Annotated in this window: 21 protein-coding genes and 1 riboswitch; of the genes, 10 read left to right on the forward strand and 11 right to left on the reverse strand. The window is 47.1% G+C overall.

The features are described 5' to 3' along the window. The first annotated feature begins 14 nt into the window (after window positions 1–14). Entirely contained in the window at window positions 15–656 is a 642-nt protein-coding gene (locus ACHWTJ_RS14235) for a cyclase (RefSeq protein WP_394679889.1), read from the forward strand. Window positions 657–696: 40 nt separating this feature from the next. Here the strand turns inward: ACHWTJ_RS14235 and kynB are convergent, their stop codons facing one another. From kynB to kynU, 4 genes are read right to left on the reverse strand one after another with little or no spacing between them, the layout of a single operon-like run. Then, window positions 697–1,320, reverse strand: a complete 624-nt coding sequence (gene kynB, locus ACHWTJ_RS14240; RefSeq protein WP_394679890.1) for an arylformamidase — start codon at window positions 1,318–1,320, stop codon at window positions 697–699. A gap of 13 nt (window positions 1,321–1,333) precedes the next feature. Next, complete coding sequence (kynA, locus tag ACHWTJ_RS14245) at window positions 1,334–2,173, reverse strand: tryptophan 2,3-dioxygenase (RefSeq protein WP_294751852.1); 840 nt, start codon at window positions 2,171–2,173, stop codon at window positions 1,334–1,336. Between the two features lie 23 nt (window positions 2,174–2,196). After that, window positions 2,197–3,576, reverse strand: coding sequence for an amino acid permease (locus ACHWTJ_RS14250; RefSeq protein ID WP_152995538.1), 1,380 nt, complete (start codon window positions 3,574–3,576; stop codon window positions 2,197–2,199). 10 nt (window positions 3,577–3,586) lie between these two features. Continuing rightward, on the reverse strand, window positions 3,587–4,864 hold the full coding sequence (gene kynU, locus ACHWTJ_RS14255) for a kynureninase (RefSeq protein WP_294739570.1): 1,278 nt from the start codon (window positions 4,862–4,864) through the stop codon (window positions 3,587–3,589). A gap of 108 nt (window positions 4,865–4,972) precedes the next feature. Here kynU and ACHWTJ_RS14260 point away from each other — a divergent pair, with 108 nt between their 5' ends. The 3 genes from ACHWTJ_RS14260 to ACHWTJ_RS14270 all read left to right on the forward strand — a co-directional run bounded on the left by ACHWTJ_RS14260 (window position 4,973) and on the right by ACHWTJ_RS14270 (window position 6,471). Continuing rightward, window positions 4,973–5,602, forward strand: coding sequence for a TetR/AcrR family transcriptional regulator (locus ACHWTJ_RS14260; protein ID WP_394679891.1), 630 nt, complete (start codon window positions 4,973–4,975; stop codon window positions 5,600–5,602). A 49-nt stretch (window positions 5,603–5,651) separates the two neighbouring features. Then, complete coding sequence (locus ACHWTJ_RS14265) at window positions 5,652–6,104, forward strand: DUF4385 domain-containing protein (RefSeq protein ID WP_394679892.1); 453 nt, start codon at window positions 5,652–5,654, stop codon at window positions 6,102–6,104. A 67-nt stretch (window positions 6,105–6,171) separates the two neighbouring features. Then, window positions 6,172–6,471 carry a hypothetical protein gene (locus tag ACHWTJ_RS14270; protein ID WP_394679893.1) on the forward strand — a complete coding sequence of 100 codons (300 nt, stop codon included), beginning with the start codon at window positions 6,172–6,174 and terminating at the stop codon, window positions 6,469–6,471. Between the two features lie 79 nt (window positions 6,472–6,550). On the opposite strand, the gene ACHWTJ_RS14275 is transcribed toward ACHWTJ_RS14270, so the two are convergent. The 5 genes from ACHWTJ_RS14275 to ACHWTJ_RS14295 form a co-directional block, all read right to left on the reverse strand. Further along, the gene (locus ACHWTJ_RS14275) at window positions 6,551–7,747 is read right to left on the reverse strand and encodes an MFS transporter (RefSeq protein ID WP_294739562.1); all 1,197 of its coding nucleotides are present in this window, start codon (window positions 7,745–7,747) and stop codon (window positions 6,551–6,553) included. A 221-nt stretch (window positions 7,748–7,968) separates the two neighbouring features. Continuing rightward, entirely contained in the window at window positions 7,969–8,526 is a 558-nt protein-coding gene (locus tag ACHWTJ_RS14280) for a nitroreductase (protein ID WP_394679894.1), read from the reverse strand. 123 nt (window positions 8,527–8,649) lie between these two features. Continuing rightward, window positions 8,650–9,201: a hypothetical protein gene (locus ACHWTJ_RS14285; RefSeq protein WP_294739558.1), complete on the reverse strand. Its 552-nt coding sequence runs from the start codon at window positions 9,199–9,201 to the stop codon at window positions 8,650–8,652. A 130-nt stretch (window positions 9,202–9,331) separates the two neighbouring features. Next, window positions 9,332–11,023: a DHA2 family efflux MFS transporter permease subunit gene (locus ACHWTJ_RS14290; protein ID WP_294748429.1), complete on the reverse strand. Its 1,692-nt coding sequence runs from the start codon at window positions 11,021–11,023 to the stop codon at window positions 9,332–9,334. A 12-nt stretch (window positions 11,024–11,035) separates the two neighbouring features. Continuing rightward, window positions 11,036–11,692, reverse strand: a complete 657-nt coding sequence (locus tag ACHWTJ_RS14295; protein ID WP_294739555.1) for an HlyD family secretion protein — start codon at window positions 11,690–11,692, stop codon at window positions 11,036–11,038. A 192-nt stretch (window positions 11,693–11,884) separates the two neighbouring features. Here ACHWTJ_RS14295 and ACHWTJ_RS14300 point away from each other — a divergent pair, with 192 nt between their 5' ends. Further along, the gene (locus ACHWTJ_RS14300) at window positions 11,885–12,490 is read left to right on the forward strand and encodes a TetR/AcrR family transcriptional regulator (protein ID WP_294739553.1); all 606 of its coding nucleotides are present in this window, start codon (window positions 11,885–11,887) and stop codon (window positions 12,488–12,490) included. A 42-nt stretch (window positions 12,491–12,532) separates the two neighbouring features. On the opposite strand, the gene ACHWTJ_RS14305 is transcribed toward ACHWTJ_RS14300, so the two are convergent. Then, window positions 12,533–13,624, reverse strand: coding sequence for a diguanylate cyclase domain-containing protein (locus ACHWTJ_RS14305; protein WP_394679895.1), 1,092 nt, complete (start codon window positions 13,622–13,624; stop codon window positions 12,533–12,535). A 137-nt stretch (window positions 13,625–13,761) separates the two neighbouring features. Further along, window positions 13,762–14,217: a MarR family winged helix-turn-helix transcriptional regulator gene (locus ACHWTJ_RS14310; RefSeq protein ID WP_294739550.1), complete on the reverse strand. Its 456-nt coding sequence runs from the start codon at window positions 14,215–14,217 to the stop codon at window positions 13,762–13,764. A 165-nt stretch (window positions 14,218–14,382) separates the two neighbouring features. Beyond that, window positions 14,383–14,571: riboswitch (Lysine riboswitch) on the forward strand. A 132-nt stretch (window positions 14,572–14,703) separates the two neighbouring features. On the opposite strand from ACHWTJ_RS14310, the gene ACHWTJ_RS14315 reads away from it, so the two are divergent. From ACHWTJ_RS14315 to ACHWTJ_RS14335, 5 genes are all read left to right on the forward strand, one after another. Beyond that, complete coding sequence (locus ACHWTJ_RS14315; protein WP_055969897.1) at window positions 14,704–16,185, forward strand: amino acid permease; 1,482 nt, start codon at window positions 14,704–14,706, stop codon at window positions 16,183–16,185. Window positions 16,186–16,265: 80 nt separating this feature from the next. Then, on the forward strand, window positions 16,266–16,448 hold the full coding sequence (locus ACHWTJ_RS14320) for a hypothetical protein (RefSeq protein WP_035399267.1): 183 nt from the start codon (window positions 16,266–16,268) through the stop codon (window positions 16,446–16,448). A gap of 69 nt (window positions 16,449–16,517) precedes the next feature. Then, window positions 16,518–17,465 carry a peptide-methionine (S)-S-oxide reductase MsrA gene (gene msrA / locus ACHWTJ_RS14325; RefSeq protein WP_294739545.1) on the forward strand — a complete coding sequence of 316 codons (948 nt, stop codon included), beginning with the start codon at window positions 16,518–16,520 and terminating at the stop codon, window positions 17,463–17,465. 67 nt (window positions 17,466–17,532) lie between these two features. After that, window positions 17,533–18,828: a DUF2252 domain-containing protein gene (locus ACHWTJ_RS14330; protein WP_294739543.1), complete on the forward strand. Its 1,296-nt coding sequence runs from the start codon at window positions 17,533–17,535 to the stop codon at window positions 18,826–18,828. A gap of 225 nt (window positions 18,829–19,053) precedes the next feature. Then, the gene (locus ACHWTJ_RS14335; RefSeq protein ID WP_294739542.1) at window positions 19,054–20,490 is read left to right on the forward strand and encodes an amino acid permease; all 1,437 of its coding nucleotides are present in this window, start codon (window positions 19,054–19,056) and stop codon (window positions 20,488–20,490) included. Window positions 20,491–20,522: the final 32 nt, after the last annotated feature.

The following is a 20,522-nucleotide window of genomic DNA, read 5'->3' on the forward strand; positions in this document are numbered from 1 at the left end:
CGTGGAGGGGTTTCATGCATATTACACAATCATCCATTGTCGTCGATCAGACGAACGTTTCATATGATCATTTTCAAATGGGATCCAAACAGGTCTGCTTCTTGATTTCGGGAGCATCGTACCTATACGATCATCCTTACTTTTACTACAGTCGAATGGCATTACTAGCACGAGGCATCGATGTCATCTGTATTCACTATGTGACAGAAGAGCTCTTTTCGATGACAGACGCAGAATCGAATATGTGCATGACGCGCCGGGTCGACGCCGTCGTCTCAGAAGTACTTGCGACGCATCCATACGAAAACGTTCAGTTCATCGCAAAGTCGTTAGGAACAATTCCGCTAGCGGCATTGCTTGCTAAGCCGAATCTACAGACAGCACGCTTCGTTTTCTTAACACCCGTTCTTGAAGCCAAAGTAGTCGAACAAATCGCCAATTCGTCGCAAACTGGACTCCTCGTCATCGGAACAGCCGATAAGTTTTATGATGAAGTAGCACTTGAAACGTGTCGCACCTCACAACTGACGATTGATGTCATCGAAGGAGCGAATCATTCCTTAGATCAAGGATTCGAGGTCGATCCATCGCTTGCGATCCTCGGACACGTCGTTCGTCAAATTGAAGCCAATTTGTTCGAACTACTACCTAAGTAACAAAAAATCCGCCCAGCAGAGAGCCTGCTAGACGGATTTTTTAGTATGGACGAAGTAAGGCACGGACGGGACTACCGTCGCCGTCGACGAGCGGAAGTGGGACAGCATTGAGGTGGTAATCACCAGGCGTGATCGCATCGAGAACGAGTCCTTCAAGGATATGGACTCCATGCTGCGCCAGTGCGTGATGGGCTGCCATTTCCTTGCTATCGATCGCATCGACGCTTGGTAAGTCGAGACCAATCAGCGAAATCCCGAGTTCGCCGAGACGTTCAGCAAGACTTGGCGTCAAGACGGGAATCGTTTCTGGGAACGTTGATTTGTCGATCCAACCATCCGTTTTGATGATCAAGCGCTGGACATCATTTAGCTCAAAGCCATCTAAATCAGAAGCTGTGATTTCTGTGCGACCTGGTAAGTAAATGACGCGCGCATGTCCGATATAGAGATCTGGATCAAGGTCGATGATTTTTTGTCCAGCATCGTCAAAATGAAACGGCGCGTCGACATGAGTGCCAGTATGCAGACTCATCGTTACCTTTCCCACGTTAACGGAACCGGTGTCTGCCTTATTCCATGTCAATGTTGCTTCAAACGGTGTATCCCCCGGCCACGTCGTGACGTGGCGATCAAGTGGTTGTGAAACATCAATCCATCGTGTCATCGCTTCATCCTCCTCATAATGTCGTGCGGACTGACCACAGTTCCGGGAAGAACCGGTGGTCGAGCACACGGCGTAGATAACTGACGCCAGAAGAACCGCCCGTTCCTGGCTTTTGTCCGATGATCCGTTCGACGGTACTCATGTGGTTAAAGCGCCACATCTGTTGTTGGCTCCCGATATCGAGTAGTTTTTCACCAAGTTCATACAGATCCCAGTACCGATCGACATCCCGATAGACACTCGCCCAAGCTGCTTCGACGCTCGCATTTGGCGTCCAGTCTTGCGTGACATCACGCTCAAGGACGGATTGGTCGATCGGTAGCCCATGGCGTGCCATCGCCCGGATCGTTTCGTCGTAGATACTTGGTGTCTTCAAATCTTCTAGCATCATCGGATAGAGCGTTTCGTCGTGCGCATACACTTTTAGCATCTGCTCATTCTTAAAACCGAGCGCGAATTCGATTTGGCGGTTTTGATACGATTGGAAACCGGATGAGTGACCAAGCGCATCACGGAATTCCAGATATTCGGCAGGGGTCAAGGTCGACAAGACATTCCACGACTGAATCAACTGGTGCTGAATCTTTGAGATACGTGCGAGCATCTTAAACGACGATTCGAGATCATCGTTTGCGACCGCTTGCGTCGCTGCTCGCATCTCATGCAGGATCAGCTTCATCCATAGTTCGCTCGTTTGATGAATGATGATGAACAGCATCTCGTCATGATGCCCCGATAAGCGATGTTGACTCGTAAGCAATGGATCTAGTTGCAAATAATCCCCGTAGGACATATCTTTCTTAAAATCCGTTTGAATCGATGCTTCAATAGACGTAGGATCTGTCTTTGTCATTCCCATTCATCCCCTTTATTAAGTTAATTCAGTTTTCGTTTTTCAGCGGTCTGTGGTTGTTCCGGATGCGCCCGTTTCCAGAAGAAATAGGCGATCGACAAGAACACTAACCACGGGACACCAAACTTCAAGACGATTTGGAAATCCGTGAACCATGTCGTTAGGACGAGTGCGAATAACAACAATGCACCGAGAGCAGTCAAATACGGATAGCCCATCATCCGAACCGGTAACGTCCGTCCACCTTCACGTTCCCAGGCTTTGCGGAAGTACAGATGGGAGATAAAAATCATGAACCATGTGAAAATCGCCCCGAACATCGAAATCCCCATCATGAATGGATAAGAGACGCTCGATTGACTGCTAATGATCGCTGCGAGAAAAATGCCGAGTGTCGACAAGGCGAGTGCGAAAAGCGGTACACCTTTTCGATTCAAACGCCCAAATACTTTTGGCGCATACGTTGCCTTCGATAACGAATACATCATCCGTGTCGAAGCATACAGCTGACTGTTCATCGCAGACAATGCTGCCGTCAGGATGATGAAGTTCATGATGCCGCCCGCATACGGAATCGATAGCATCTCCATTACTTTGACGAACGGACTTTGATCGACACCGCCTGCTTGTTGCCATGGGACGATCATCAACATCAAAGCAATCGTTACGACATAAAACGTCGAGAGACGGAAGACTGTCGCTTTTAATGCTTTCGGTACAGCAACATCTGGATCCTTCGCTTCACCAGCAGTGACGGCAATCAATTCTGTTCCGAGGAAGCTGAACAGGGAGATGAAGATCGCGATCCAGAGACCTGAGAAGCCGAACGGCATGAATCCACCGTCATTTGTGAAGTTTTGAGGACCAATCTCAGGACTTGGACTACCGATGACCAAGTAGGCGCCAAGCAGGATGAATAGCAAGATGGCACTGATTTTAATGACTGAGAACCAGTATTCGAAGGTCGCGAACGTATTGACTGTCGTGGCATTGATATAGATCAACGCGGCAGCGAATACGAGAATCCAGACGACCCCGGGAACGTCCGGGAACCAGTATTTCATATAGATAGCGATCGCACTGACCTCAACGCCAATCGCGAGAACGTTTGCGATCCAGTACGAATAGCGGACGAGAAAACCCGCATATGGACTAATGTATCGTTCGGCAATCGTACCGAACGAGCCAGATGTCGGATGGGCGACCGTCATTTCTGCCAGACAGCCCATTAAAAGTAGGACGATGAAGGCACCGACTGCGTAACTGATTAAAACACTCGGTCCGGCAAGTCCGATCGCAAGCCCACTTCCGAGGAAAAGACCGGTTCCGATCGCACAGCCCATTGCGATCATCGTTAATTGGCGTGTCTTGAGTTCACGCCGTAGTTCAGTAGGTTGTTCCATGATGTACTCCTTAAGCAACGACTTCGCGTTCATTCGCGAAACGTTCGTATTCTTTATCTTTCATGATGCGTTTGAGTGTCGCGACGACGTCATAGACATCGGTAAACGTATTGTAGAGCGCGACGGGTGCTAGACGGACGATGTTCGGTGCCCGGAAATCGGGGATAATCCGATTTTCCTTGAGTGCTTTACAGATCCGTGCTGCTTCCGGGTGCTCGAGGCTGAGGTGCGCCCCGCGGCGTTTATCGTCGACCGGGTTTCCGATGACAAAACCGTACGGTGTGAGCTCCTGTTCGACGAGTTCCATCATATATTGTGTCAAGGCAAGGGACTTCGTTCGGACAGCTTCGATACCGACTTCGTCAAACATTTCTAACGCACCGATTTGTGGAGCGAGACTTAAGACGTGTGGTGTCCCGATTTGGAAAGCCCCGGCATGCGCCGCCGGTGTCATCGTGTGATCCATGTCAAACTGCTTATCCTTGCGTGAACCAAACCAGCCCGTCAGACCAGGCAACGTTCCGAAATGACGTTCGTGGACGAATAATCCACCAACCGTTCCAGGACCGCCGTTCAAGTGTTTGTAATTACACCAGTAGGCAAAATCAACGCCCCAGTCATGGAACGCGTGGGGAACGGCTCCGACGGAATGGCAACCATCAAAACCGATCAGGATGCCACGGTCGTGTGCTGCTTTCGTCAAACGCTCCATATCGAGAATTTGTCCACTTCGGTAAAGTACCGCTGGCAAGACAATCAATGCGATATCATCCGTCATCGCGGCGATGATATCGTCTTCTTCTAAAAAGCGACCGTCCCGACTCGGTACTTGGATGAGATGTGTCTCCGGATCCAGTCCGCGTAAGCGAAGTTGGCTTTGGAGGGCATAGATGTCTGACGGGAACGTCAGCGCGTCCGCTAAAATCTTGTCTCGACCTTCCAATGGTTGGAAGAATGTCGCCACGAGTTGATGGAGATTGACGGTCGTCGAACCAGTGACCATGACTTCTTCCGCTTGTGCTCCGACGAGCGGAGCGTTGAGAGCAGCGAGACGTTCCGATAATTCGAACCAAGGATGACGTCCTTTCATCCAGCCATCGATCCCGAGTTCTTTCCAGTCTGATAGCGACTCAAGCAATGTCTTCTCGGCACGCTTCGATAATAAACCGAGCGAGTTTCCGTCCATATAGATACTACCCGGTTGCAGATAAAACTCATCACGATAGGCGGCGAGTGCATCTTGCTCGTCCCGAGCAAAAGCATCGCTCCGTTTTGCTTGCAGTGTCATACGTCATCCTCCTCAAATGAATGCTCAATCAATTTTGACAAAAGCGTAGCAAACAAATTGACATTGTGTCAATATTATCGAATAGAGAAAACAAAAGGAGTGAAGGATATGTCATCTTCTCAACCAGAAAAAATCGATAAACGTCATCTGCGCACGGTGCGGACACGTGAGAAACTGTTGAGTGCGGCACGTGACGTCTTCTTAGAACAAGGGTTTCAAACGGCTACGATTTCACAAGTGATTAAACAAGCTGGCGTCGGCTACGGAACAGCCTATGTCCATTTCGAAGGGAAAGATGAGCTGCTCGTCGTCCTGATGGAAGATGTCATGAGCCGCTTCCACGCGATCGCAGAACGAACATTCGAACCGACGACGCCGCTAGAAGCAAAGGAACGTATCGTGACCCAAGCGACGGATTTCTTACGTCTCGCGGAAGAAGAACGAGCGATACTACGGATTGTCGAGCAAGCAATCGGCGTGTCTTACATCGTCCGTGCGAAATGGAAAGCGATTCGGGAACGGTTCATTGATCGGATCAGTCAGGATATCCAGTATGCGCAGGAGACAGGACTCGCACGGCAGGATGTCGACCCAAAACTCGTCGCCCGTGGTTGGTTTTTTGCCAATGAGATGTATTTATTCGAAGTCGTCCGCGAAGAGGCGACAGCGACGATCGAAGAGATCGCGCACGTCTTAGCGACGATTTATACGCAAGGACTCTACCGGATCGAGGATTGATGAATAGACGGGAAGGGAACGTTTCAAAGTAGAAGGGAGCGTGACCGGGATGGCGTTTGATTACGATCTCGATTTCAAGACAACGGATTTTCGTAAGGAGCCGGAAAAGTACCGGGTTGGACGCGGAGAGCAAGGGGTCTTACTCGTCGAACCTTATAAAAGTGAGATTTTGCCGTACTGGCGTTTTAAGACACCGGACATCGCGAAGGAATCGTCTGAGAAAATTTATGAGATGTATTTAGCTTATAAAGAAGACGGGGACTTCGTTGGTATGGATATGGCGCGGAAGTTCATTCAGATGGGACATACGCGCGCACGACGTTACGCGAACTATAAGGGTGGACGAAAATACAAAGATAAAGAGAAAAACGAATTGCACACACGCGAGATCGACGAAGAAAAAGCAAAATCTGCGGCCATCTTCCAAGAAAAATGGGATTTGATCCGGACAGATAAAGAATACCTTGAACTTAAACGTGCGCATCAAAAGAAATACGGATAAGTCATTTCAAAATAAAGGGAATCAATTCAAATCATGCGATACTGAAAAGAAAACGGGAGGTATTGGTATGAACCGTTGGTGGGTTCCGCTGTATCCAATTGGTCTGTTTTTACTGGTCGATCACTTTTTCTATCATATTTCAGTGACGTGGCTTATCGTGCTGGGTGTCGTGAGCATCCTTTTGAGTGTCCGTCCGAATCGACCATCCTTTTCTTCGTATCGTCCATTAATGATTGGGACACTTTTGATCGGCTGTGGTCTGATGCCGTGGTTGACGTTGGATTTTACAGGAGTCGTCTTCGTCTTCTTGTTAACAGAAATCGTCGCGAAACTGCTCGTGTCAAGAACAGAGGAACAATATGTATGACGAACGAATATCGTTAAACGAAATAGCCTCGATTGCTCTGTCCGATGGGATAGAGCAATCGAGGCTATTTTTGATGCGTTTAAGAACTTTGTTCGACCTTGGCAATCAGTCGTGCTTGACGTTTTTGCCAGATGAACGATCCGATGAACGTCACGACGAGGAAAATCAGACCGAGTGCGAACGGATAGAGAATGTTGACGTCATACAGGACACCCGCAAGCGTCGGTCCGAGCACGTTCCCGATGCTCATGTAGGCGTTGTTCATCCCCATAGCAAAGCCTTGCTCATTACCAGCGAGCTTTGAAATCATCGTATTCAAGACGGGACGTAAAATCGACGTCGCAAGGAAGATGACGAGGGTGATCGCAAAGAATCCACCGTAACTTGATGTCAATAATGACAACAGGAAGCCGAGCGCTGCGATGAACAGGAACAGATTCAAGACCTTTCCTTCTCCAAGACTACGTGACAGCTTATCGACGATGAAGATTTGAGCAATGACGCTGATGATACCGGTGGACGTCACCATGATTGCGATGTCTTTCGGTGAAGCGCCGAATTGGTCATCGACGAATAGACCAAGGACTGATTCGTATGCCATGAGACCAAAGCTCATGACGAGTGTAATGACGAGCGGGACAAAGTACGGTTTCTTAAACGACGTACCGAGTTTCTTGAGCATCGATCCTTCATCGGGTGCCATTGCTGTTGCATCGTGCTGTTCGCTTTCTTGAAGCAATAAGACGCTGAATAAGACGGCAAGACCCGAGACGATCGCTGAGACGAGTAACGGCAATTTTAAGTCATACTCGGCAAGGAAACCACCGATTCCTGGACCGATGACGATCCCAAGGGACATCGCAGCCGAGACGTAACTGTTTCCTTTTGCGCGTTGATCCATCGTCGTGATATCCGCGACGTAAGCAAAGATCGCTGGAATCAGGAGTGCGGCACCGGCACCACCGATTGCGCGCGAGATATAGAGAACCGTCACGGAATTGGAGAAATAGAAGACGAACATCGAGAGGGTCAAGCCGATCAATCCATAGATGATCATCTTGCGACGACCGTATTGATCTGCCCATTTTCCGGCAATCGGTGACATGACGAGCTGTGCTCCGGCAAAGATGGCAATCATTAATCCAGCCGCTGTCCCACCTTGTCCAATCGACGCTAAATAAGCGGGAAGAATCGGAATGATGATCCCGAAGCTCCCGACCGCAATAAACATATTGATCATGAGGACCGTTAATTTTTTTCGTTGATCTGCGTGCAAGGGGACCCCTTCTTTCGACCCGCTTTTTGTAAGCGGTTATTTGTTTCACCTTCATTATCTTAGAATCAAGCTAAATCACCTGTCAATCATGAAGGATTTCCCTTACAGAAAAACGTTCCGATTGCGTCTCCATTTGGGGAGAGAGACGTCATCGGAACGTTTTTATTTTGAATTGGGGCTTGATTGGCGCGAGCAGGGGTAGCTCGCAGAATGCGCACCTCTTAAAAGTGCGTCAACTTGTCCTTCACGGACGTTCTCGGTTTGACAGGTGGAACGAGGGCTGGCCAGCCGATTTGAATGACGCCGAGAACCCGTTCGTTTTCGGAAGCATGAACGAGTGCAGCATATTCTGGCGTAAACCAATGTTTTCCGCTCTTCCAGCAACAACCAAGACCGCGCTCTGTCGCCACCAATTGCAGATTTTGAATCATGGCAGCGGTTGCGAGTGTATCCTCTAGCTGTTGATCCGGCGTTCCTTGTACTTGACAAAGTACTGTTAAGTAAACCGGGACTTCTCGTAATTTTTGTTCAGCCTGTTGTCGTTGTTCAGACGTTTTCGTCTCGAATTGACCACGCGCTGTCAGTAACTCCATCAAAGCATCGACGTATCGAGTTTGTCCTTCTTCGATTGCGAGAACAAAACGCCAAGGCTCTCGTAATTTATGGTTCGGGGCGTACATCGCCGTTTCGAGTAATGCCTCTACTAATTCAACCGGAACAGGTTGTTCCGTATAGGACCGGATGGACCGGCGTGTTTCAATCACTTGTTGGGCACGCATCCGTTTCATCTCCTCACTGAGTACTTTTTCACTATAAATGATAACGATTATCATTGTCAACGTTATTTGTCAGAAAACAAAAAGACGATTCCCAAGAGGAAATCATCTTTCGTTGCATTCGTATTAAGAAGCTTTTCGTTCCTCGTCTTGAGCAACAGTCGTTAGTTTCTTTTTCATGAGACGAATTCGGTACAACGCAAATAAATAATGGGCAAAATAAATCGTAAACCCAAGGAAAAGTGTTAATGCTACATGAATCTGAACGCCAGGAACAGCATGAAGCTGAATGAAGAGCAAGACAGCCATTGCCATCGTATAGAGCACCATTTCCACCGATTGTGGCATGACGCGTTGACGTTTTAGGAAAAAAGAACGTATGAGTGGTAGGACGACGAGACTGACGAGACGATCGATCAGTCCGATGACGAGCACACTGATCACCATCGCTAAACCATTTTCAAAAGTGATTAACCGTGGAAAAACAAGATATGTGACGAGTAATAGTGGTCCAACTAACAAAAAGATTGAAATCGAGGCACGTGCGAATACGAAGAGCCCATTGACACTTGTTAAAAAGGCGCGAAGAATCTTTTGCGACCAAGGCGATGGTCGACCGACTTGCCAAGCAAAACAACAAGCAAAGATAAACGCATAAAATTGCAGAAAGGCAACCATAAAGCATCTCCTTTAGATATGAAACTCATTGTCCCTAGTGTATCGATTTTAAGAGAGAAGTGCAAAGAAGAACTTTTTGTAAAGTATAAGAAAAAACCAGCTGATATGACATCAACTGGCCTTTTATGAATCAATCCAGATTTGGTTCTTTTTTTCCATGCAAGAAGAACGACAGAATCAGTGCGAGCGCAGATAAAACGGTCGCAATCCAGAACGCGTCGGTGATCCCTTGAATCGTTGCTTGTTTCGTCAGCGTCGTAAACCAGCTCATCGAAGCGGCTTGTGAACTACCAAGCTGTTGTCCGAGGTCATTCAAGTGTTGCGAAAGCGTTGGATCGAGCGTCGTGAACTGATTTGCGTCGTCTGCCAAATGAGCTGTCGTTTGACGGGTCATGACGGTGACGAGAATCGCCGTTCCGATGGATCCAGCGACTTGACGGAGTGTATTTTGCGTCGCATTTCCGTGTGGGATCATCTTCATCGGTAAGGCATTCATCCCGGCAGTCATGATCGGCATCATGATGAACGCCATTCCGAATGACCGAACCATGTAGATGCCCATGATGGAGTAATACGACGTATCCATGTTTAATTGCGTCAATTCCCATGTCCCGTACGTCATCAATGTCAAACCGAAGATGGCGAGCGGACGAATACCGAAGCGGTCAAATAAACGACCAGCAATCGGTCCGGTGATGCCCATGATCAGTGATCCGGGCAAAAGGAGAAGACCGGAGTCGACCGGTGAGAATCCACGAATACTCTGAAGGTAAATCGGTAAAAGCAACATCCCGCCGAACAAGGCCATCGTGACGATGACATTGATGAAGAGGGTGAACGAAAATTCCGGAACCTTCAACACACGAATGTTTAGCATCGGATCTTCCATTGATAGCTCACGCATTGCAAAAGCAGCTATTCCGATTAAACCGATGACGATCGAACTGATGACGATTGGACTATCCCAGCCGTCATTCCCAGCTTCACTGAATCCGTAAAGGAGACTCCCGAACCCAATCGTACTGAATAACACACCAAGTGCGTCAAAAGAAGGTTTCGAGAGGGGCTGTGTCAGACGGAACCAAGCAGCACCGAGTAACAGTGTCACTAATCCAAAGAACGACATCGCATAAAACATGACATGCCAGTCATAGTTTTGGATGACATATCCTGTGATCGTTGGTCCGACAGCTGGAGCGAGAATCATCGCGATTCCGAGCATCCCCATAGCAGCTCCACGCTTATGCGGTGGGAATAACGTCATGAAGACATTTGATCCAAGCGGCATCAAGATACCAGCACCTGCTGCCTGAACTACACGCCCGATCATCATGACCGGGAAGTTCATCGCCATCGAACAGATGATCGATCCGAAGAAAAAGAGTGTCATCGAAGCGAGGAACAGTTGGCGGAACGTGTAACTGCGCATTAAAAAGGCACTGATCGGAATCAGGATCCCGTTGACGAGCATGAAACCGGTCGTCAACCACTGGGCAGTGGACGTCGACACGTTGAAGTCATTGATCAGAACCGGTAACGCGACATTAATCAACGTTTGGTTCAAAATAGCAATGAACATACCGATCAGTAAGACCGTCAGTACTTTTGGAATACTGACGTTTTCCGTCGATACCTGTTTTGAAGGTGCTGCGACTGGTGGTGTCACGGTCATCGTCGGTTCCGCCTCGAGAGATTCCTCAAGTGTCGGTCCGTCAGTGGCCAGTGCGATGTCGGATTGACGATTCCGGCGGGCGATCCAGTTGACGCCGATAATGATTAGAATCGTGAACGCACTATATCCGAACAAGAAGGTAGTAGACATGAACGTCCCTCCTTAATCCTTATGAATGCGGACGGTCACATTCATACCAGGTCGAATGTCGAGTGATTTTTCTTGCGAGAGTGATACTTTAACTGGAATGACTTGTGCGACTTTCGTGTAGTTCGCATTTCCGTTTGAAGAAGGCATCATCGAGAATGTCGAAGCTGTTGTCATTCCGATCTGTTCCACTTCACCAGAAAGTGTTGTGTCAGGATAGCTGTCGACATACACATCAACGGCTTGTCCGACTTTGATTTCATCGATTTCTGTTTCTTCGATGTTCGCCGTGACCCAAAGGTCGTTTAAGTCAAAACCATAGGCAAGGGGTGTACCTGCTGCGACGAAGCCATTCTTTGTCGCCATCGACTGAACGATCGTTGCTTTCGCAGGCATCGAAACAGAAAGATCTGTTGGTTTTTGTCCAGCTTGCGCAGTCATGATGTGACCAAGTGTTGCACCGCTATCGAGCGATTCGCCTGTTTTCGCAGACCAGTCCGTTAATTTTCCAGCGCTTGGGCTCGCAACCGTTATCATTTTGCCATCGATTTTTGCATTGTCTGTTTTGACGTAGCTTGTTGCTTGATCGTAATAGTAGTATCCGACGACACCACCACCAATCAAAACGATGAGTGTAACGATATTGATGATTAATAATTTTTTCATACTCATGGGTGTGTTAGCATCCTTTCTTGTGTACAATCGATTCAAAAAAAGTACTCCTCTGGGGGGAGGAGTAATTAATATAGTTAATTATATGGATAGTTAGATAACAAACAACCGACAATTTCCGACAAAATGTTGGAAAAGTAAATGGTAACGGATTCATTTATGAAAAGAAGATGAAAAAGGAGTGAAATACAGATGAATGAGAGCCGTGATCCACGACCGAAACGGTCACGTGACCGTATCACGATGGAATTGTTTCGTTTATTGAAGACGAACAGTTTTTCAAGCATCACCGTCAAGATGCTGACGGACGGGGCGGGGGTGAACCGCTCGACCTTTTATGCGCACTATACAGATAAATATGATTTACTTGACCAAATCGTCGAGGAACAGATGATGACGCTCGAACAAGCGATTCGGATTACAGGTAAAGCTACCGTGTTTCCGACCGTCGAACAGGTCAGTCGTTATTTTGCTCGTTTATTCATTCACATTGAAGAAAATGAATTGTTTTATCAGACGATGCTCGTTCAAGGTCCCATCAAAACATTCATCTCGCGTTTTCTTGATACGTTGAAAGAGAATTATCGCCTCGTTTTTCGACCGCAAGTCGCAGAGGATGCAACCTTTGTCGATCGGGATTTGCTATTGAACTACGTCATTGGTGGACAGTTAGGATTATTGATTTCCTGGTTGCGGAACGGTCGACCATATTCAGCGGCTTATATGGCGGAACAATTGAGCCGGATGATCGTCTTTGGAACGGTTGAGAGCATCGGCTTTCCCGAAGAGACGGAATGAGTGCATAGAAAAAGACGCTCCTAAATAGGAAGCGTCTCGTGTTCAGGCTTGTCGGAAAGCGAGTTCCTTCGTATAGATCGTGCTTCGGTTTCGTCCGCTTTCTTTTGAATAATACAACGCTTTATCTGCTTGTTGTAACGCTTCAAGGGACGTATGAGAACCACTAGAATGTGCAATCCCAAGCGAGATCGTGATTTGTAGATCCGGTACGTCCGCTGTCGGGAACAGGTTGCGTGCGACTGTCATCCGAGCCAATTCTGCGATTTTTTGAGCTTCTTTAGCTGTGGTGCTTGGTAAGATGATCAAAAATTCTTCGCCACCGTACCGTCCGACGAGATCGTCCGGACGTGTTAAGGAAGCGAGCGTCATGCCGAGTTGACGTAATACATCATCACCTGCGTCATGACCATATGTATCATTGACGTGCTTGAAGAAGTCGATATCGATTAAGACAAGTGAATAGCCTTGATCGGTCGAACCGACAAGTGACAGCGAATCATCGAGACGGCGCCGATTGGCAAGTCCGGTCAAGGCATCCGTCATCGCTAATTTCTGCTGATACTGGATGTTTTCAAAGTGACGTCGTAATTCTGTTAGCAATCGAAAGGCAACAAATCCAGCTAGTAAATTAAAAAAGACGTACGCAATCGAGATTTTAAAAAACGTTGACCAGCTGTGTGTCAGGATATAGATGGCAGGTAACGAATAGAGAATACCGATCAACACCAATAATTGAAAATGGCGCGTCGAGACATGAACGAAACGACGTACGATTCCGATCGTCGAAATGAATAATACGATAATCAGTGTGGACAGATAAAAGCCTTCCATCTGATCGACAGGTGTCAAGAAGTAACGTGTCCCGATGATCATCACACCTGCAACGATGGCGCTCGGGAAACCACCGAATAGCATGGCAATCGCGACGGGAACGATTCGTAGATCCACACGGGCGATATCAATCTGGATTCCATTGAACATCAATAAAACCGCAATCAGCCCAGAGACAGCGCCTAATATGAGACGTGTGCTCCAGCTTGAATTGAGCGAAATACGCGGCTGATTCCGAAATGGTAAGAACAAGAGAGTAATCGTTGTAAATAGTAGACAAAAATTAATGATGAATTGATTCATGATGGACAACAAATCCTCCCAACTCCCCCAGCTAACAGTTTTCCATATATATACTTCCGTTATACTCATCTAGGTAACGGTTAGATCGTGAGAAATGTTTAGATAAAAAAGAAAAAACGGTAGAAAATCTACCGTTTTCATGAAGACGAAGTGAGGGTATCCTCATCCATCGTCAGTAAAATCTTATCGAAGACACGAATCATCGTTTCAAGTTCTTCTTCTGTTAAGGTTCCGAAGCGATCCTGTAAATAGTTTCTTCGGACGATTTCGAGTTCCCGAAAAGCACGTTCTCCGTCATCCGTCAAAGCGAGTACGATCGAACGACGATCTTCCGTCGAGCGTGTCCGTGTGACATATCCTTGTTTGAAGAGCTTATCCGTTAAAGCAGTGACTTGACTCGTAGCGAGTTCAAACTGTTCCGCAAGAAGTGTCGGACGCTGAGGACCGTTTTCTGAGAGGCTCCGCAAGATGAAAAACTCACTCCGGGTCGCTGTTCCTTCAAATAGTCGATTAAGTTCACGTCGCAGGGTACGAAGAATGACACGCATTTGTTCCTCGAGTCGATAAGTCAGCAAATCACGTTCCTGTGGCATGCAAGCAGCATCCTTTCTCTCAGTGGACTTCTACCATTTAGTGTACTAAACATATCGGATTTTTACCATCTACTACCTCATATTCGAAAAAGGCAATTGACAATTTCGTGGCGTTTTGTGTAATATGGCGTAGTAATAACTAACTTAATTCAGTTCTCACTCAACCAGTGGGATGGAGGTTGCAGTTCTTAAGAGTACGGTTACGGATGTCGTCAAGCGGCAAATGAGGTGATCGAAAAGGAAGAATTGCCGAAATCAATCATCGCTTTGAAGATGATCGATTGGGATTAGATCGAATAGGTCTAATACTGTCACAAGTGGGGTATCACTTACTTGTGGAGAGCTATCTTTCACGACGGTAGAATGAGGCGCATCCATTTTATTATGTTGCGTTCTCATCTTCCATCTGGAAGATGAGGGCGCTTTTTGTTTTTTTCATTCAAAAAGTGTCCTCTCAAAAAATCTAAACAGAGAGAAGCGAACGAAATGAACAATCTAGATGTAAAACAAACAACAGATTCGACAGCAGAAGGATTAAAACGTGGATTACAAGCTCGTCATATGTCGATGATCGCTATCGGCGGTGCAATCGGAACAGGACTCTTCATTGCGTCCGGTGCTTCCGTCGCAGCAGCAGGACCAGGTGGAGCGCTCCTCTCATACGCAATCGTTGGTCTGATGGTCTATTTCCTGATGACAAGTCTTGGTGAAATGGCAGCGTATATGCCGGTTGCTGGATCCTTCTCGACATACGGAACAAAATTCGTCGATCCATCATTCGGTTTTGCACTCGGTTGGAACTACTGGTACAACTGGGCAGTCACGATCGCAGTTGAGCTCGTCGCAGCACAAATCGTCATGACGTACTGGTTCCCGGATGTTCCTGGATTTTACTTCAGTGCTTTGTTCCTCTTACTCATGATTGGCTTGAACTACTTCTCCGTTAAAGGATTCGGAGAAGCGGAGTATTGGTTCGCCATGATTAAAGTCGTCACGGTCATCGTCTTCTTAGTCGTTGGTGTCGCGATGATTTTCGGTGTCTTTACATCAGAGCCACCGGTTGGCTTTAAAAACTTTGCACTTGGGGATGCACCGTTCGTCGGTGGGATTCCTGCTGTCATCGGTATCATTCTCGTTGCCGGATTCAGTTTCCAGGGTACAGAACTGGTCGGGATTGCAGCGGGTGAATCGGAAGATCCGAAAAAGAATGTTCCAAAAGCAGTCAAACAAGTCTTCTGGCGCATCTTACTTTTCTACGTCTTTGCGATTTTCGTCATCGGAATGCTCATTCCGTATACGAGCCCGAACTTGGTTTCGAATGACATTACGGACGTCGCCGTCAGTCCGTTTACGCTCGTCTTTGAAAAAGCAGGGCTTGCCTTCTCGGCAGCGCTCATGAACGCCGTCATCTTGACGTCTGTTCTATCTGCCGGAAACTCAGGTATGTATGCTTCAACACGGATGCTTTATACGCTTGCTCGCCAAGGAGATGCACCGAAGTTATTCGCGAAAGTATCGAAAAACGGTGTGCCGCGTAACGCCTTGCTCGCAACAGGAGCAATCGGTGCACTCTGTTTCTTGACGTCAATGTTTGGTGGACAAGTCTACTTGTGGTTACTCAATGCTTCAGGGATGACAGGTTTCATCGCATGGCTCGGGATTGCGATCAGTCACTATCGTTTCCGTAAAGGATTCCTTGCACAAGGTCACTCGTTGAAAGACTTACCATATGTTGCACCAGCGTTCCCATTCGGTCCGCTGTTCGCATTCGGTCTTTGTTTCCTCGTCATCGTTGGTCAAAACTATGCCGCATTCCTCGCGGATCAAATTGATTGGGTCGGGATCGCCGCAACGTATGTCGGTATTCCATTGTTCCTTGCCTTCTGGTTAGGACATAAATTCAAAAACCGGACGTCAATCGTTCGTTATGACGAGATGGACTTCCCAGAACATCCACGTCAATCGTAATCCACTAGCCGCCTTCAAATGAAGGTGGCTTTTTAGATGTCGCTTCAAGTAAGATGAAAGAAAAACAGGAGGCGATCTTCGTGAATTACTGGTACCACTTTAAGCGTGCCTTCTTACCGATCGCATTATTGCTTGTGACGCTTGCCCTATATCAAATGATTTATCGTTTGAATAACATTTGGTATTCGCTTGGAGGTCTTCTTCTTGTCTTTGCAGCGATTTACTTCGTCATGCGTCGTCTAAAAGCGAACCCAGAGGATTGAATGAGCAGGAAAGTCGAGTCCATTCTCTGAACGCGGTAAAATAGTCATATACAGAGGAGGGGAAGATAGATGGCAAAAGCAATATTTGCAGGTGGTTGTTTCTGGTGCATGGTCAAGCCATTCCATAAATATGATGGGGTAGAGCAGGTCATTTCAGGATATACCGGTGGTCATACAGAGAACCCGACTTATAAAGAGGTCTGTTCGGAAACGACAGGTCACTTGGAGGCGGTTGAAGTCACGTACGATCCGTCCGTCATTACGTACGAAGAATTACTCGAGATTTTCTGGCGTCAAATCGATCCGACAGACGGTGGTGGTCAGTTCAACGACCGTGGTGAATCGTATCAGCCGGCTATCTTTTATGTCGATGAAGCACAGCGTGAAGCGGCGGAACGTTCGAAAGCAGCGCTTGACGCATCAGGACGTTTCTCGCGTCCGGTCGCGGTAGAGATTCGTCCAGAAAAGCCGTTTTGGCCAGCTGAAGAATATCACCAAGATTATTATAAAAAGAATCCGTTCCGTTATCAGATGTATAGTGTCGGCTCAGGTCGCGCGAAATTCATCAAGGAAGCGTGGAAGGATCACGGTAAGGAAAAAGAACTGAAAGAGCGTCTGACACCAATTCAGTATAAAGTCACACAAGAGAATGGAACAGAACCCGCTTTCCGTAACGAATATTGGGACGAAGAACGTCCAGGTCTTTATGTCGATATCGTTGATGGCACACCACTCTTCACATCAAAAGACAAGTTCCAATCGAACTGTGGTTGGCCGAGCTTCGCTAAACCGATCTCAGAAGACAAGATGGAAGTCGAACTCGATACGAGTCACGGGATGACGCGGACGGAAGTGCGTTCTGCGAATGCGGATAGTCACCTTGGTCACATTTTTGACGATGGCCCGACGGAACTTGGTGGTCTTCGCTATTGTATCAACTCAGCGGCATTACGATTTATTCCGGTAGAAGAGCTTGATTCGGCAGGATATGGGGAATATAAAAAACATTTCGAGTAACACGCAGGGAGCAGTCAAACGATTTCGTTTTGACTGCTTTTTTTTCAAATGGAGAGGAGAGAATTGAATGTTTCAGCCCGTGTACGAAGAGATTCGACAGATGACGATTGCGAAGGTCCTTGATTTCTACGATCATGAAATCCGTCAGCTTGATGAGCAAGCACGTCAGGAGAAGTACGACAAGATGAGCTTGAGTCCATTTCGGTTTTTCCGGGGAAGTTCGCATCTGTTTTATTATGATGTGACCCGGATTCCTCTTGGTTTTGACACACCTCGTGATAAACCGACGTGGATTCAGGGAGATCTTCACTTCGAGAATTTTGGTGTTCATGGCAACGCAAAAGGAGAAATCATCTACGACGTCAATGATTTTGATGAAGGATACTTAGGATCGTATTTATATGATTTGATTCGCATGGCGGTCTCTGTCCGATTGTTCGCCGAAGAGGCAGGATATGATCCGACTCCTGCGATTCGCAATTATGTTCTCGAATACTTACACGATTTAAAAAAGTACGCTCTCGGAAAAGATCCGAGTGATGTCTGTTTTACGCGGGACAATACAAAAGGACCAATCAAGAAGTTAATCAAAAAAGCAGAAAAGAAACGTGAGGAATTAATGGGGGAGCGAACGGAGCTAGTGGATGGTGTGAGACGTTTTTGTACATTACCCGATATGGAAGCAGTAGATGACGCGACACGATCAGCAATCGAATCTGCCTGGTCTTCCTACATCGAGACGATTGACGCCGAGGATCGCCGTGAAGAATCGTTCTATACGATTAAGGATATCGTTCGTAAGCTAGATAGCGGAACAGCATCGATTGGTCTTGAGCGCTATTACATTCTGATTGAGGGCAAAGGTGGAGAAGAAGATTTGATTCTTGAGATGAAACAAGCGCAAACGTCCGTTCCTTCGTTATTCCTGCCTGTCTATCGACCGGAAGCAGAAGCCGTCCATCAAGGACGACGGATCATCACATCTCAAAAAGCGATGCAGGCACATGAAGATCCATATCTTGGTTATCTGACGATCGGAAAAAAGGAATATTATGTACGCGAGCGTTCACCATACAAGAAAAAACTAAAGGCGAAGCATATAAAAAGTCAGGAAGACCTTGAAAATGTGTTATGTATTCAAGGTCAAATTACCGCCAAAGTGCATGCACGAGCGGATCAGGATGCTGGTATTAAAGAAAAAATACTGACTCATCATGCGGACGTTGAAATCATTCGAGCCATCGGTGTTTCCGATACCGCTTTTTTGAAGCAAATCGAACGCTGGTCAGAAGCTTATGTCATTCGAACAAAGCTGGATTACCAAGTGTTTTTGGAATGGACGAAGACACGGAAAACGATTTGAGACATGAACTGAAAAGAGAGAAAAATATCAGTATGTAACATCTGTTACATACCGATATTTTTGAGGTATTTTTTGTTCTTTAACAGATGAAAGCGTCACTCAAAAAACAAATAGGTACAATGACCTATATCAATTTATCAGAAAACTTCGTAAATTTTTGATTAAGTTCTTGCGAACGACTCGCTTCGTAAGACAAATCACAACGAATATAGGGGGAAGTACATCATGAGTTTGACGCGGAAAAAAGATGTTTCCGCTATGATTGCTGCAAGTAAACGCAACAGTGGACTTGCTCGAAATCTTGGCGCGATGGATTTAACGTTTTTAGGAATTGGCGCCATCATCGGAACCGGAATCTTTGTTTTGACAGGAACAGGAGCGTTGACTGCAGGACCAGGACTTATCGTATCATTCATCTTATCTGCCATCGCCTGTGGTCTAGCTGCTCTTGCTTACGCTGAATTCGCATCAACGATTCCGGTCAGTGGATCCGTCTATACGTATACGTACGCAACGATGGGAGAAATTTTTGCTTGGATCATCGGGTGGAACTTGATTCTCGAATATGGACTTGCCTCCAGTGCCGTAGCAGCCGGTTGGTCTGGCTACTTCCAGTCTTTACTCGCAGGATTCAATATCCATGTACCAACTGCTCTCTCAGCAGCTCCTGGAGCAGTCGAAGGAGCCAAGACATACTTCAACCTTCCAGCCTTCCTAATCCTCTTTGCCATTACGGCATTGTTGTCGATGGGAATCAAGGAAACGAAGCGTGTCAACAACATCATGGTCGTCATCAAATTAGCAGTCGTTGTGTTGTTCATCGTCGTTGGTGTCGGCTACGTTGAACCATCGAACTGGGCACCATTCACACCATTCGGTTGGGGAGGCGTCTTCTCAGGTGCCGCGATCGTCTTCTTCGCGTATATCGGTTTTGATGCTGTTACATCAGCAGCAGAAGAAGTCCGCGATCCGCAAAAGAACTTACCACGTGGTATCATCGGTTCACTCGCTGTCTGTACGATCCTTTACGTTATCGTCGCAGCTATCATGACAGGGATCGTACCGTATCAAAAATTCGCTGGGATCGATCACCCGGTCTCACTTGCGATTCAAATGGCAGGTCAAAACTGGGTTGCTGGGTTCATCGATCTCGGTGCGATTCTCGGGATCACAACGGTTATTCTCGTCATGACATACGGAATGGTACGTCTTGCGTTCGCCATCTCGCGTGACGGAATGTTCCCGAAAGTATTCTCTGAAGTGCATCCGAAGTACCAAACACCATTCAAAGCGACTTGGATGATCGGACTCGGTAGCTCACTCGTCGCTGGATTCGTTCCACTCGATGTCATCGCGAACCTCGTCAACATGGGTACACTCGCAGCCTTCGTCTTGATCTCTGTCGCTGTCTTGATTCTTCGTAAGACACAGCCGGATCTCCCGCGTGCATTCAAATGTCCGGGTATGCCATATGTGCCAATCGCAGCAATCGCTGCATGTCTCTTCTTGATGTTCAACTTGAAACTCGAGACATGGATTGCTTTCGGAATCTGGCTCGCCATCGGTTTAGTCCTTTACTTTACGTTTGCACGTAAGAGTTCGAATCTACATCCAGGAAACATGCCGGCAGCGGAACTCGCTGCTTCAAAAGAAGAACAGTAACATACAAGAAGACCCGGTCGCCTTTAGACGAT

The sequence above is a fragment of the uncultured Exiguobacterium sp. genome, assembly GCF_964277885.1.
Classification (GTDB): domain Bacteria; phylum Bacillota; class Bacilli; order Exiguobacteriales; family Exiguobacteriaceae; genus Exiguobacterium_A.